The 11,553-nt window shown below is 66.1% G+C and carries 12 protein-coding genes, 1 tRNA gene and 1 pseudogene; 8 read left to right on the plus strand and 6 right to left on the minus strand.

All coding sequences use genetic code 11. The features are described from left to right. Nucleotides 1-8: 8 nt before the first annotated feature. The 3 genes from H0T81_RS03095 to H0T81_RS03105 all read right to left on the minus strand — a co-directional run bounded on the left by H0T81_RS03095 (nucleotide 9) and on the right by H0T81_RS03105 (nucleotide 4,039). Nucleotides 9-968, minus strand: a complete 960-nt coding sequence (locus tag H0T81_RS03095; protein ID WP_294009649.1) for a metal-dependent hydrolase — start codon at nucleotides 966-968, stop codon at nucleotides 9-11. 17 nt (nucleotides 969-985) lie between these two features. Continuing rightward, nucleotides 986-2,011: a 2-oxoacid:ferredoxin oxidoreductase subunit beta gene (locus H0T81_RS03100; RefSeq protein ID WP_294009651.1), complete on the minus strand. Its 1,026-nt coding sequence runs from the start codon at nucleotides 2,009-2,011 to the stop codon at nucleotides 986-988. Nucleotides 2,012-2,131: 120 nt separating this feature from the next. After that, nucleotides 2,132-4,039, minus strand: coding sequence for a 2-oxoacid:acceptor oxidoreductase subunit alpha (locus tag H0T81_RS03105; protein ID WP_294009653.1), 1,908 nt, complete (start codon nucleotides 4,037-4,039; stop codon nucleotides 2,132-2,134). Between the two features lie 106 nt (nucleotides 4,040-4,145). Here H0T81_RS03105 and H0T81_RS03110 point away from each other — a divergent pair, with 106 nt between their 5' ends. From H0T81_RS03110 to H0T81_RS03125, 4 genes are read left to right on the plus strand one after another with little or no spacing between them, the layout of a single operon-like run. Further along, a complete protein-coding gene (locus tag H0T81_RS03110) occupies nucleotides 4,146-4,622 on the plus strand; it encodes an RNA pyrophosphohydrolase (protein WP_294009655.1) in 477 nt (158 codons plus the stop codon). A 51-nt stretch (nucleotides 4,623-4,673) separates the two neighbouring features. Then, entirely contained in the window at nucleotides 4,674-5,879 is a 1,206-nt protein-coding gene (locus tag H0T81_RS03115; protein ID WP_294009657.1) for a hydrolase, read from the plus strand. Further along, entirely contained in the window at nucleotides 5,876-6,892 is a 1,017-nt protein-coding gene (locus H0T81_RS03120; RefSeq protein WP_294009660.1) for an arginine N-succinyltransferase, read from the plus strand. The genes H0T81_RS03115 and H0T81_RS03120 overlap by 4 nt, the downstream gene beginning before the upstream one ends. Further along, a complete protein-coding gene (locus H0T81_RS03125) occupies nucleotides 6,892-8,151 on the plus strand; it encodes an N-succinylarginine dihydrolase (RefSeq protein WP_294009663.1) in 1,260 nt (419 codons plus the stop codon). The genes H0T81_RS03120 and H0T81_RS03125 overlap by 1 nt, the downstream gene beginning before the upstream one ends. 330 nt (nucleotides 8,152-8,481) lie before the next feature. Here the strand turns inward: H0T81_RS03125 and H0T81_RS03135 are convergent, their stop codons facing one another. Both H0T81_RS03135 and H0T81_RS03140 read right to left on the minus strand, forming a co-directional pair. Continuing rightward, a complete protein-coding gene (locus H0T81_RS03135; protein ID WP_294009665.1) occupies nucleotides 8,482-8,826 on the minus strand; it encodes a hypothetical protein in 345 nt (114 codons plus the stop codon). 45 nt (nucleotides 8,827-8,871) lie between these two features. Continuing rightward, a complete protein-coding gene (locus H0T81_RS03140) occupies nucleotides 8,872-9,126 on the minus strand; it encodes a hypothetical protein (protein ID WP_294009668.1) in 255 nt (84 codons plus the stop codon). 193 nt (nucleotides 9,127-9,319) lie between these two features. Between H0T81_RS03140 and H0T81_RS03145 the strand changes: the two genes are divergently transcribed. The 3 genes from H0T81_RS03145 (at nucleotide 9,320) to H0T81_RS03155 (ending at nucleotide 11,036) form a co-directional block, all read left to right on the plus strand. After that, nucleotides 9,320-9,475, plus strand: coding sequence for a hypothetical protein (locus tag H0T81_RS03145; protein WP_294009672.1), 156 nt, complete (start codon nucleotides 9,320-9,322; stop codon nucleotides 9,473-9,475). 360 nt (nucleotides 9,476-9,835) lie between these two features. Further along, nucleotides 9,836-10,438 (plus strand): nuclear transport factor 2 family protein, encoded by a 603-nt coding sequence (locus tag H0T81_RS03150; protein WP_294009674.1) that lies wholly within the window; start codon nucleotides 9,836-9,838, stop codon nucleotides 10,436-10,438. Nucleotides 10,439-10,457: 19 nt separating this feature from the next. Beyond that, entirely contained in the window at nucleotides 10,458-11,036 is a 579-nt protein-coding gene (locus H0T81_RS03155; RefSeq protein WP_294009676.1) for a hypothetical protein, read from the plus strand. 101 nt (nucleotides 11,037-11,137) lie between these two features. Here the strand turns inward: H0T81_RS03155 and H0T81_RS03160 are convergent. Continuing rightward, nucleotides 11,138-11,214: transfer RNA gene (locus tag H0T81_RS03160), tRNA-Arg, on the minus strand. A 117-nt stretch (nucleotides 11,215-11,331) separates the two neighbouring features. Between H0T81_RS03160 and H0T81_RS03165 the strand changes: the two are divergent. Beyond that, a pseudogene (locus H0T81_RS03165) lies at nucleotides 11,332-11,553 on the plus strand (hypothetical protein); the annotation flags it as partial.

Genomic DNA, 11,553 nt, shown 5'->3' on the forward strand with positions numbered 1-11,553 from the left:
CTCGGGCATTAACAGCCGGGACGGCCGGTGGGCACAATTGTTTCCCGCCGCAGCCGCGAACGGCTGCCGAAATCCTGGTAGCGGGCGTCGCCGATCGACACTTTCACCGAGCATCGCGACCGCTCGACCTCGGCGAGCGGCAGCACCGACCAGCGCAGGAACCGGGCAAGCGCGGGGTCGCGCTGCAACGCTTCGCGCACGAGCGGGTCGTGCAGCAGGCTTGGCCGGCAGTTCGTCACCGGCCCAAGCCCTGCGCCCAGCGGGTCGTAGCGGCTCCAGCGATAGCAATCGCCTTCACGCCAGACGAGCCGGCGGCGCCAGGATTCAAGCGGCGGCGGCGATGCGAACAGGGCGTCGATCGGCCGCCCGCCCGCCCATTGGCGGACCGCTGCATAAGCACGCTGACTGATCAGCAGGTTGAGACCAATATAGACGAGCATGACGGCTATCGCCGCCTGCACCGGGCGCCGCCACGGCTTGCCCTTTCTTTCCCGAACGCGCGACCAGGCGATCGAGCCGGCGAGCAGCAACCACAGCCATACGTCGATGATGAACAGCGCGTCGGAGTGAAACCAGGCGCTCGAGAACGGCGACAGCAGCTGAACCGAATAGGTCGTCAGCAAATCCATCAGCGGGTGGGTGAGCGTCGCGAGATAGGCCAATGCGACTAGCCAGCCAGCGCGCATCGGCAGCCCGCTTGTGAACGTTGCGCCCCGGCCGACCTGCCAGCGGTCGAGCAGCCACAACAATCCGGCGAGCAGCGGCGGCATGACGAGCGCCCCGCCGACCAGCCCGTGGGTGAATCCGCGGTGCATCGCCAGCGGCTCCCAGCCAACCCAGCCGAAGAACACGTCGATGTCCGGCATGTTCGCGCCGAGGATCAGCACCGCCAGCCCCTTGCGCGTCCGGGTCTTGAGCCCCGCTTGGCCGAGCGCCCAGCCGGTCAGCGAATGGGTGATATTGTCCACTTATCGAGCGCGGCGGGTCAGAGCTTGTGCGGTTCCTTCTCGACCTGCCACGTCTGCCCCTTCGACACGAGCGCCTGGAGGTCGGCCGGCTTGTCCGATGCCGCAGCGCGATTCTGTTCGATGACCGCGCTTTCGAACGTCGGCGCGGGGTCCTCGTAGATGACGCCCAATGCCATCGGGAAGCTGTCGGGCATCTCGATCAGCATCGCCGCGACTCCGCGGTTCCTGGGATCGTGGAGCAGCACCGAGGGATCGTCGCCTTCGACCACCTTGAGCACCAGCCGCTCGGTGTCGAGAGCCAGCCCCTTGGTGCCGCCCGCGAACAGCATCTTCCCGCCCGGCTGGAGCCACAACTGCTTGTCGGCCGCAACCTCCCGCGACGTGAAGGAGCCGAACACGTCGTCGTTGTAGACGATGCAATTCTGGTAGATTTCGACGAAGCTTGCGCCCTTGTGGGCATGGGCGGCCTTGAGCACGTCGGGCAGGCTCTTGTGGACGTCGATCCCGCGGGCGATGAACCGCGCTCCCGAGCCCAGCGCGAACATGCACGGAGCGACCGGCCGGTCGACCGACCCGAACGGGGTCGAGGGCGAGCGCGTTCCGACGCGCGAAGTGGGCGAATATTGGCCCTTGGTCAGCCCGTAGATCTCGTTGTTGAACAGCAGGATCTGGCAATCGAGGTTGCGGCGCAGGATGTGCATCGTGTGGTTGCCGCCGATCGACAGAGCGTCGCCGTCGCCGGTGATGATCCACACGTCGAGCTCCGGATTGGCGAGCTTGATCCCGGTCGCGAACGCCGGCGCGCGGCCGTGGATGGTGTGGAAGCCGTAGGTCGCCATGTAATAGGGAAAGCGGCTCGAGCAGCCGATCCCGGAGACGAACACCGTCTTTTCGCGCGCGGTGCCGAGGTCCGGCATCGTCCGCTGCACCGCTTTCAGCACCGCATAATCGCCGCAGCCCGGGCACCAGCGGACTTCCTGGTCGCTCGCCCAGTCCTTGGCGGTGGTGACTGCCAAGGCTGCATTTGGGGTCAGCTCGTTCATGTCAGGTCAGCCAGACGATGAGCAGGACCACGATGACCAGCATCATGACCATTGGGAGGACGTTCATCTGTTTCATCGGCTATCCTCGAAAAAGTCGCAAAAGTCGCACTCCACGCGCGCCTACGCGCTCGCGCTCGCGCGCGGACCGCCGGAGAGCATCTCGTCGATCGCCGCCTCGAGCTCGGCGATCCGGAACGGTTGGCCGCTGACCTTGCTCAGCGATTGGGCGTCGACCAGGAATCGGTCGCGAAGGACGGTCGTGAGCTGGCCGCTGTTCATCTCGGGCACCAGGATACGCCTGAACCCGCCCAATAGGACAGCGAGATTTCGAGGCATCGGGACGATGTGGCGGATGTGGATGTGCGACACGTCGAGGCCGCTCTGGCGGGCGCGGCGGACCGCCTGGTGGATCGGTCCGAACGTCGAGCCCCAGCTGACGACCGCGAGCTCGCCGCTCGCCTCGCCCAAACATACCTCCTGGTCGGGAATCGTGTCGGCGACAGACGCGATCTTGGCCGCGCGCAACCGGGTCATCTCCGCATGCGCTTCCGGGCTGTAATCGATGTTGCCGGTGCCGGGCGCCTTTTCGATGCCGCCGATGCGGTGCTCGAGCCCCGGGGTCCCGGGCCTGATCCACGGACGGGCGAGATCCTCGTTGCGGGCATAGGGCATCACCGCCTCGCCCTCGGCCGGCGCCTGGTCGAAGAACTCGACCGGGAACGGCGCATAGTCGGCCATGTCCGGCACCTTCCACGGCTCGGCGGCATTGGCGATATAACCGTCGGTCAAAAGCATCACCGGGGTCATGTAGCGCGTCGCCACCCGGCACGCCTCGATCGCGCAATCGAACGCGTCGGCCGGCGAGCGCGCGGCGATCACCGGCAGCGGCGAGTCGGCATTGCGCCCGTAGACCGCCTGGTAGAGGTCCGACTGCTCGGTCTTGGTCGGCAGGCCCGTCGACGGCCCGCCGCGCTGCGAGTTGACGACCACCAGCGGCAGCTCGGTCATCACCGCCAGACCCAGCGCCTCGGTCTTCAGCGCAATCCCCGGCCCAGACGACGATGTGACGCCGAGCTGCCCGGCATAGGACGCGCCGAGCGCCGCGCAGATCGCCGCGATCTCATCCTCGGCCTGGAAAGTGGTGATCCCGAACTCCTTCAATCGCGCCAGATGGTGGAGCAGCGGCGAGGCCGGCGTGATCGGATAGGAGCCGAAGAACATCCTGAGGCCCGCGAGCTGGGCGCCGGCGACCAGCCCGACGGCCAGGGCCTCGGCGCCGGTGACGGTCCGGTAGAGGCCGGGCTCGGCCGGAGCCGGGTCGATGTGATGGCGCTGGACGGGCGCACCCATTTCGACCGTTTCGCCATAGGCGTGGCCCGCGTTCAATGCGGCGATGTTGGCTTCGGCGAGCTCGGGAGCCTTGGCGAACTTGGTCTTGAGCCAGTCGACGATCGGTGCGCGATCGCGGTCGAACATCCACAGCGCCAAGCCCAGCGTCCACATGTTCTTGCACCGCAGCGCTTCCTTGTTGCCGAGGCCAAACGGCTTCACCGCGTCGAGCGTCAGTTGCGAGATGTTGAAATGGACCAGCTGCCAGCGGGCGAGGCTGCCGTCCTCGAGCGGATTAGCCTCGTAACCGGCCTTGGTGAGGTTGCGGGCGGTGAACTCGCCCTCGTCGGCGATGATCAATCCGCCTTCGCGAAGATCGTTGACGTTCACCTTCAAGGCCGCCGGGTTCATCGCGATCAGCACGTCAGGCTGGTCGCCGGCGGTCTCGATCGCGCAACTGCCGAAGTTGATCTGGAAAGCGGAGACTCCGAAAGTCGTCCCCTGCGGAGCGCGGATTTCCGCCGGAAAATCGGGGAACGTCGCCAGATCGTTGCCCGCCAGCGCCGTCGACAAGGTGAACTGGCCGCCGGTCAGCTGCATGCCGTCGCCGCTGTCGCCGGCAAAGCGCACGACGACTGCTTCCAACACCGGCCGCGCCGTTGCTTCGGTTTCGGTCAGCAGGTGAGTGGCAGTCGCCATATGCTCTTAATAGTCCTGCTCTTTCGTCATTGCGAGCGTAGCGAAGCAAACGAGGTCGGAGAGAACTGGATTGCTTCGTCGCAGTGCTCCTCGCAATGACGTGGTGATGAACAACAACGACGACCACCTCTACCGCCGCGGCGTTGGCGTCATGCTGCTCAACCCGGAGCGCAAGGTATGGGTCGGCCGGCGCATCGATAACCCGACCGATGCGTGGCAGATGCCGCAGGGCGGCCTCGACGACGGCGAGGAGCCGTGGCCGGGCGCGCTCCGCGAGCTCGAGGAGGAGACGGGCATCGATCCGCGCCTTGTCGAGCGCATCGCGCAATGCTCCGAGCCGCTGCGCTACGACCTGCCGCCAGAAATGGTTGGAAAACTGTGGGGCGGCCGTTGGAAGGGGCAGACCCAGCACTGGTTCCTCGCCCGGTTCACCGGCACCGATGAGGACGTGAACCTGGCGACCGCCGAGCCCGAGTTCAGCGACTGGAAGTGGGTCGCGCCGTCCGAGCTCCCCGACCTGATCGTCCCCTTCAAGCGCGATCTCTACCGGCGGCTGCTGGCCGAATTCGGCGATCATTTGTAGCTCTCGCGCGCGGTGTGGCGTTCGTCCGGCGGCGCGGCTAGGAGGGCCGCGATGGGGAGGCTTGCAAGCACCGAGCAGGAGTGCGTCGAGCGCTCGGCGGCCGAGCCGATGCTCGACCGGGTCCAGGCGTGGGCGGCGGTCAACAGCGGCTCGCGCAATCTTGCCGGCCTGGCCGACATGGCCGGCCTGCTCGCCGACGCTTTCTCCGCCCTCCCCGGCGAGCTCTCCCTGGTCGACCCGGCACCGGTCGACGCGATCGACCGGGCCGGCAGGACCGTTGCGATCGATCACGGCCGCAACGTTCACCTGAAGGTCCGGCCCAAAGCTCCCGTCCAGCTGCTCTTTACCGGCCACATGGACACGGTGTTCGACGTCGATCATCCGTTCCAGGCGACCAGCTGGCTCGAGGACGGAGTGCTCGGCGGGCCGGGAGTCGCCGACATGAAGGGCGGCATCGCGGTGATGCTAGCGGCGCTGAAAGCGATCGAAGCCGGGGACGCTGCCGATCTCGGTTATGAGATCGTTCTCAACAGCGACGAGGAAGTCGGCTCGCCCGGATCGGCGGCGCTGATCGCCGAGGCGGCCCGCGGCAAGCGAGCGGCGCTGACCTATGAGCCCGCCGCGCTGCCCGACGGGACCCTCGCCGGCGCCCGCCCGGGAAGCGGCAACTTTTCCTTCGTCGTCCGCGGCCGGTCGGCCCACGCCGGCCGCAACCCCGAGGACGGCCGCAACGCGATCGTCGCCGCCGCCGACCTCGCTCTACGGCTCGAGCGCGGCAAGCGCCCGCAGCTGTCGGTCAACCCGGCGCGGGTCGACGGCGGCGGCCCGAACAATGTCGTCCCCGACCTTGCGGTGCTGCACGTCAATCTGCGTCCCGCCTCTCCCGAGGACCAGACGGCCGCCCGGAGCCTGATCGAATCGAGCGTCGCGACGGTCGCCGCCGAGCACGATGTCGCGATCTGTGCGCACGGTGGCTTCGGGCGGCCGCCCAAGCCGATGACGCCACAGTCCGAGGCGCTGTTCGAGCTGGTCAAGCAAGCCGGCGCCGACCTTGGACAGCAAATCGGCTGGCAACCGTCGGGCGGAGTTTGCGACGGCAACAACATCGCCGCCTGCGGAGTGCCGGTGGTCGACACGATGGGCGTTCGCGGCGGCAAGATCCACAGCGCCGAGGAATATCTGATCGTCGACAGCCTGCGCGAGCGCGCAGCGCTGTCGGCGCTGGCGATCCTGCGCCTGGTGGGCGGGCGAGCATGACGTTCCGGGTCCGGCCGGCGCGGGGGAGCGATTTCGAGGTCATCTACCAGATGGCCAAGCTGACCGGCGGCGGCTTCACCAACCTGCCGGCCGACCGCGCGATGCTGGTCGCCAAGCTGGCCCGGTCGGACAAGTCGTTCGCTCGCGAAGGCGACGAGCAGGCCGGCGACCTTTACATATTCGTCCTCGAGGACCCGAAAACCGAGCTTGTTCGCGGCACCTGCCAGGTGTTCGGCAAAGTCGGGGTCGTCCAGCCGTTCTTCAGCTACCATCTGAGCTCGCTCACCCAGAGCAGCCCGGAGCTCGGCAAGACGTTCCACAACCAGATGCTCAGCCTGACCACGGACCTCGAGGGCTCGTCGGAGGTCGGCGGGCTGTTCCTTCACCCGGAGCTGCGTTCGGGCGGCTGGGGCGGGCTCCTCGCCCGCAGCCGCTATCTGTTCATCCGCCACCATCGCCCGCGCTTCGGCGATCGAACCCTGGCCGAGCTTCGCGGGGTCCTCGACGACGCCGGCAACTCGCCTTTCTGGGATGCGCTCGCCGGCCGCTTTTTCGACCTGAGCTTTCCCGAAGCCGACAATTTCAACGCACTGCACGGGACCCGATTCATCGCCGACCTGATGCCGCGGACGCCGATCTACGTCGCCCTGCTCGATGAATCCGCGACGCCGGTGATGGGCCAACCGCACCCCAGCGGACGGGCGGCGCTGCGGATGCTCGAGGAGGAAGGCTTCGTCTACGACCGCTACATCGACATTTTCGACGGCGGGCCGACGGTGACCAGCCCGACCGACCGAATTCGAACGGTCCGGGAATCGACTTACGAGAAGGTGCTCGAGGTCGGCGAGGGCGGAAAGCAGAAGGTTATCCTGGCGACCGGCAAGCTGAGCGATTTCGTCGCCTGCTTTGCCCGCGTCAAACGAATTCCCCGCAAGGGGCTGTGCATCGATAGCGAGGCGGCTCGGCTGCTGGGGGTCAAGCCCGGCGACGAGGTGCTGGCGGTGAGCGGCTGATGGCGCTCATCGAGATCAACTTCGATGGAATTGTCGGTCCAAGCCACAATTACGCCGGGCTGAGCCTCGGCAACCTCGCCTCGACCCGCAACGCCGGCCAGGTATCGCGGCCGCGCGACGCCGCGCTCGAGGGGCTGGCAAAGATGCGCTCCAATCTCGATCTTGGTCTCGCCCAGGGCGTGCTGATGCCCCACCCGCGGCCCAACCGGGACTGGCTCGCCGAGCTCGGGACGACGCTCGAAGATGCGGAAGCCACGATTGCCGCAAACGCCATGTCGGCCTCGGCGATGTGGGCGGCCAACGCCGCGACCGTCTCGCCGGCGCCAGATGCCGCCGACCGGCGCTGCCATCTCACCGTCGCCAACCTGCGCACCATGGCGCATCGCAGCCACGAATGGCCGGCGACCCTGGCCCAGCTGCGGCTGGCGTTTGCCGATGCCGCGCATTTTTCCGTCCATCCACCGGTGCCGCCGGCGTTCGGCGATGAGGGAGCCGCCAATCACATGCGCCTCACTCCGGCCTACGGCGAGCCCGGTGTCGAAATCTTCGTCTACGGAGTTTCCGGGGGAGCGTTCCCCGCGCGCCAGCATCTCCAGGCGTCGAAAGCCATCGCCCGTCGACATCGGCTCGATCCGCAGCGAACCCTGTTTGCCGAGCAGTCGGAACAGGCGATCGCCGCCGGCGCGTTCCACAACGACGTCGTCGCGGTGGTCAACGGGCCGGTCCTGTTCGCGCACGAAAAGGCGTTCGCAGAGCGCGAGCGCCTGATCGCCGATTGCGAGCGGCTGGTCCCCGGCTTCGAGCTGGTCGAGGTGCCCGAAGCCGAGGTCCCGCTCGCCGATGCCATCGCGTCCTATCTGTTCAACGCCCAGCTGGTCAGCCCGCGCGGGGGCGAGACCACCCTGATCGTCCCCAGCGAAGCTCGCGAAACGCCGTCGGTGCGGGGTTGGCTCGAGCGGCACCTCGCCGGCAACGGCCCGATTCGCCGAGTCGAGGTGGTCGACATCCGCCAGTCGATGGCCAACGGCGGCGGACCCGCGTGCCTGCGGCTGCGAGTTGTCGCCGATCCGGCGAGCGTCGATCCGCGATTCCTGGTCGATTCGGCGCGGATCGATGCAATCGCCGGGATTGTCGAGCGCCACTGGCCCGAGGCCATCGCCAACGACGAGCTGACCGAGCCGGCGCTGGTCCGCGACATCGAGGCCGCCCGAGCGCAACTGCTGCAGGAGCTCGATCTGTCCGAGCTCGAGCAGGGTTAACGGACCCTTCACCAAACGTCTTAATCCGGGACTGGCGGAACTGCGCCGTTGGCACGAGGTTTGATTAACCTATGACCATGCGCATGCGACTCGCCCGGCTGTTCACGATCAAGACCCGCACCGAGGCCTTTCTCGTCACCTACGCGGTTGCGTTGGGCGCGGTCGAGCGCGGCGTGCACTATCTCGAGACCTACCCCGGCGCGGGCGGCCTGCTGCTGTTCCTGGCCTGCACGGGAGTTGTGTTCCTGGTCGGCGGATTACTGCTCGATTGGGTGAAAACGGCTCCGGCCGCCGCTCGCGCAAATGCGCAGCCGCAGCGCCGCGCGCCGATCAGTCGTAGTCGACCCAGACTGCGCCCGAGTCGATTCGGTTCAGAGTCACCGCTTTCGCTTCGCAGAGGTTCACGCCGGACCATACGGCCGTAATTCCGCCCGCCAGCGTCGCCTGGATATCGAACGCGCAATCATCGTCCTCGAACTGGATCGCGCCACGCGCACCGGCCGGCGGCGCGCCGGCCAGCGTTTGCCATTGATTTGAACCGAACCGGCGGATCGACAAGGCGGTGATGTCGTGCCCGGTCGAATTGACGATGACGAAGCTGCCGGCGCGCGCCGACGCCACTCCGGGAGTCAGCGCCAGGAGCGCTGCGGCAAGGACGGGATACAGCCTCGGCATGCGCTGCTTATACCGCGCAGGCCGCTGCTGCTCCAAGCAAAAGCGTCAGGCGGCGTCGAGGACGGCGTAGGCCGGGCGCGAGCGCCGGATCGACGGTGCCGGAGCCGGCCCGTGCCGGAAGGTCTCCTGGAGCGGGAGCGCGGTCGAGCAGAACGCGCACTCGGCCAGGACTCGTCCCAGATACCAGTGCGTCCGGCCGCAGCCGGGGCAATGGTTGACCTCATTGTCGCGGTAGACCGCGTGATAGCCGCGCTGAGCCGGATCGAACTGGCCGCGGCGGGCATCAACTGAATTCAACATAGTGATCTTCCTCGAACCGTTTCGGCTCCAACGTCCGTGGAATCTTATAAGTTGCCGCGCCGGCCGTTGAAACCGGGCAAATTTCGAATAATCGCCGCGATTTGTGTCAGGCTGGCACAGCTTTCGGCTTTAACCATCCCTTAGCGAATTTGGCGTCATGGTCGGCTCAACGACTTTGTCGAGGGGGGCAGAAATGGAGTCGAACGCGCGCTACTATCGCCGCCGGGCCATCGAGGAACGCATGGCCGCGCAGCGAGCGATGACCGAGCAGGCGCGGACCTGGCACGCGAAGCTGGCCAAGGATTTCGCCGAGCGCGCCGATAACCCGCCCAGTTTCGTCACCGCCTGAGCGCCAGCTCCAGGCCGCTCGACAACTCGCTCACCGCCTGAATCCCAGACCCCGCCGCGCTGCCAGCGCCGTTCCAGTTTCACTTCTCGAAAAGTTGGCGCGCCCGGAACGGGAATCCCGCTTCGGAAAATCATCAGGCCGTGGAAACGGCGAGTTCAAGCTCTAAGGGGTTTGGCAGTGAGCCACATCACACAGATTACGCCGATTACGATTGGAGACATCGACTTCACGGTCTCGCGGCAAATTGAGCAGTGCCCCAAAACGATGATGCTTCGGAACTCGTGATGAATGCCATCGAGCAGCTGCGAACGCGCCCGTTGGGCGTCGAATTGTGGAACTGCGCGGTAAAATCGTTCCCGAGTGTGGCGATACTCGAAAGCTGGCTATCTGGAACACTGGTCCGGTGGCCGCTATACGGTCGGCGGCTTCACCAGGGATTATCGCGAGGGCGTCGCCCTTTCCTCGAAAAACGCAGGCCGATTTTCACCGGAACTTGAGGAGAGTATCATGCTGACACTTGCCTTTATTCTTCTTGGCCAGGCTGCAGTGCCCGCCGCCAGCCCCCCGGATGCCGAAGCGGAAGTTACCGCAGTACTCGAAGGCGAGCAGGCTGCCCTCCTCGCGAGGGACTGCGAAAAGGTCGTGGCCTTTTGGGCCAGCGAACTGACGATGGTGGTTGAAGGGCGCCGCCGTGCCTCGTCGAAAGACGAATTGCGAAAGCTCTGCGGCGAGATCATGGCGATGATCGAAGCAGGGCGAATACCCCCGGAACTACGGATCACGCGAAGAACCATCGACATTCTTTCGCCGGAGATCGCGTACGAGGTTTCCGAGCGAGAAGGCCCAACTGGCGGCCGCTCAAGCGTCTCCAAAGTCCTCGTTCGCACCGGTGGTAGTTGGAAAATCACCCATCTCCACGAAGCGATCGTTCTACCTTCCAAATTGCCTCCCAAGGCGGAGTAACGAATGAGCAGCGGCGAGCTTGACCACATCTGCGACCTCGCTGCCTCGCTCGGCAAGGACATGGCTCTCGAAGGAAATTTTGGGATGGGCGCCGATTCGTCCTGATCTGATATTCAATTCTGCCGGGACCAAGCGCGCCAAGATTTCCAAGAACCTCGAGCAGGCTCCTGAAATCATCCCGCTCGTGGATGAGGAGGATGTCGCCGAGCGTGGTTTGACGAGCAAAGCTGCGCGGTATGTTCGCGAAACGAACCAGCTGTTTGTGAACCTGACATACTCGGCAGTCGCGAGCGCTCAGGAAGATCTGGAACTGCGATATGCCAATTACGACGACCCAGAGATTGTCCGGGAATTGGCCCGGCAGTGGTCAGAGAGACTCGTCATGGGTCGAGTTGGCTACGCGGTCGTCTATGCCCAAGCGAAACAGCTCATCCGCGAGTGGACGCCAGATGATGTAAAGAAGGCACTCGAACCTGAGAGGCTGAGCCTTGCTGCGGACGGCTGGCGCGACGCCGTCAGCACGGCATATCGGAGCATCAGTCGCCGCTTGGGCGCTGCGAAGGCTCCCGATGAGGACGAGGAGCTGGTCGCGGCCTAACGCGGTATCGTTCTGCTTACGGCGTGCTTATGGGCGGCGCGCAAGCGGCAACCTGCCCTTTTCGGACCAACTACTAAGCGGCTGGTTTTGCGTGGTTATATTGGCGCGCCCGGAACGATTCGAACGTCCGACCCCCAGATTCGTAGTCTGGTGCTCTATCCAGCTGAGCTACGGGCGCGCTGCCCAAACGGGCACGCGGCGACATAGGGGGGCGGCCCAAACCACGCAACCCTGCTCCAGGCTCGTTCCGCAACCGCGATTGCGCGGTCCGCTCGGCGATCTTACATCTCGGGCCATGCCGCCCGTCCGCTCCCTTGCTTTTGCCACGATCTTCGCGCTCGCCGGCTGCGCCGCCGCTCCAGGGCCGGGCCCGTCGCTCGCCCCGCGCACCGCGGAAGCGATCGATCCGCGCGTTCCCGTCGAAGGCAGCGGCGTCCAGGCGCCGGTCGACCGAGCGCTGGCGAACCGCCTCGCCGAGCTGATCGGCCTCGCCCGCCAAGGCGACAGCGCGTTCGCC

This window comes from Sphingomonas sp. (assembly GCF_013812825.1).
In the GTDB taxonomy this organism is placed as follows: Bacteria; Pseudomonadota; Alphaproteobacteria; order Sphingomonadales; family Sphingomonadaceae; genus Sphingomicrobium.

Coding starts and splice junctions, on each gene's coding strand:
- H0T81_RS03100 (WP_294009651.1), bottom strand. CDS start 2,011: ATGAACGAGCTGACCCCAAATGCAGCCTTGGCAGTCACCACCGCCAAG.
- H0T81_RS03105 (WP_294009653.1), bottom strand. CDS start 4,039: ATGGCGACTGCCACTCACCTGCTGACCGAAACCGAAGCAACGGCGCGG.
- H0T81_RS03110 (WP_294009655.1), top strand. CDS start 4,146: ATGAACAACAACGACGACCACCTCTACCGCCGCGGCGTTGGCGTCATG.
- H0T81_RS03115 (WP_294009657.1), top strand. CDS start 4,674: ATGGGGAGGCTTGCAAGCACCGAGCAGGAGTGCGTCGAGCGCTCGGCG.
- H0T81_RS03120 (WP_294009660.1), top strand. CDS start 5,876: ATGACGTTCCGGGTCCGGCCGGCGCGGGGGAGCGATTTCGAGGTCATC.
- H0T81_RS03125 (WP_294009663.1), top strand. CDS start 6,892: ATGGCGCTCATCGAGATCAACTTCGATGGAATTGTCGGTCCAAGCCAC.
- H0T81_RS03135 (WP_294009665.1), bottom strand. CDS start 8,826: ATGCCGAGGCTGTATCCCGTCCTTGCCGCAGCGCTCCTGGCGCTGACT.
- H0T81_RS03140 (WP_294009668.1), bottom strand. CDS start 9,126: ATGTTGAATTCAGTTGATGCCCGCCGCGGCCAGTTCGATCCGGCTCAG.
- H0T81_RS03145 (WP_294009672.1), top strand. CDS start 9,320: ATGGAGTCGAACGCGCGCTACTATCGCCGCCGGGCCATCGAGGAACGC.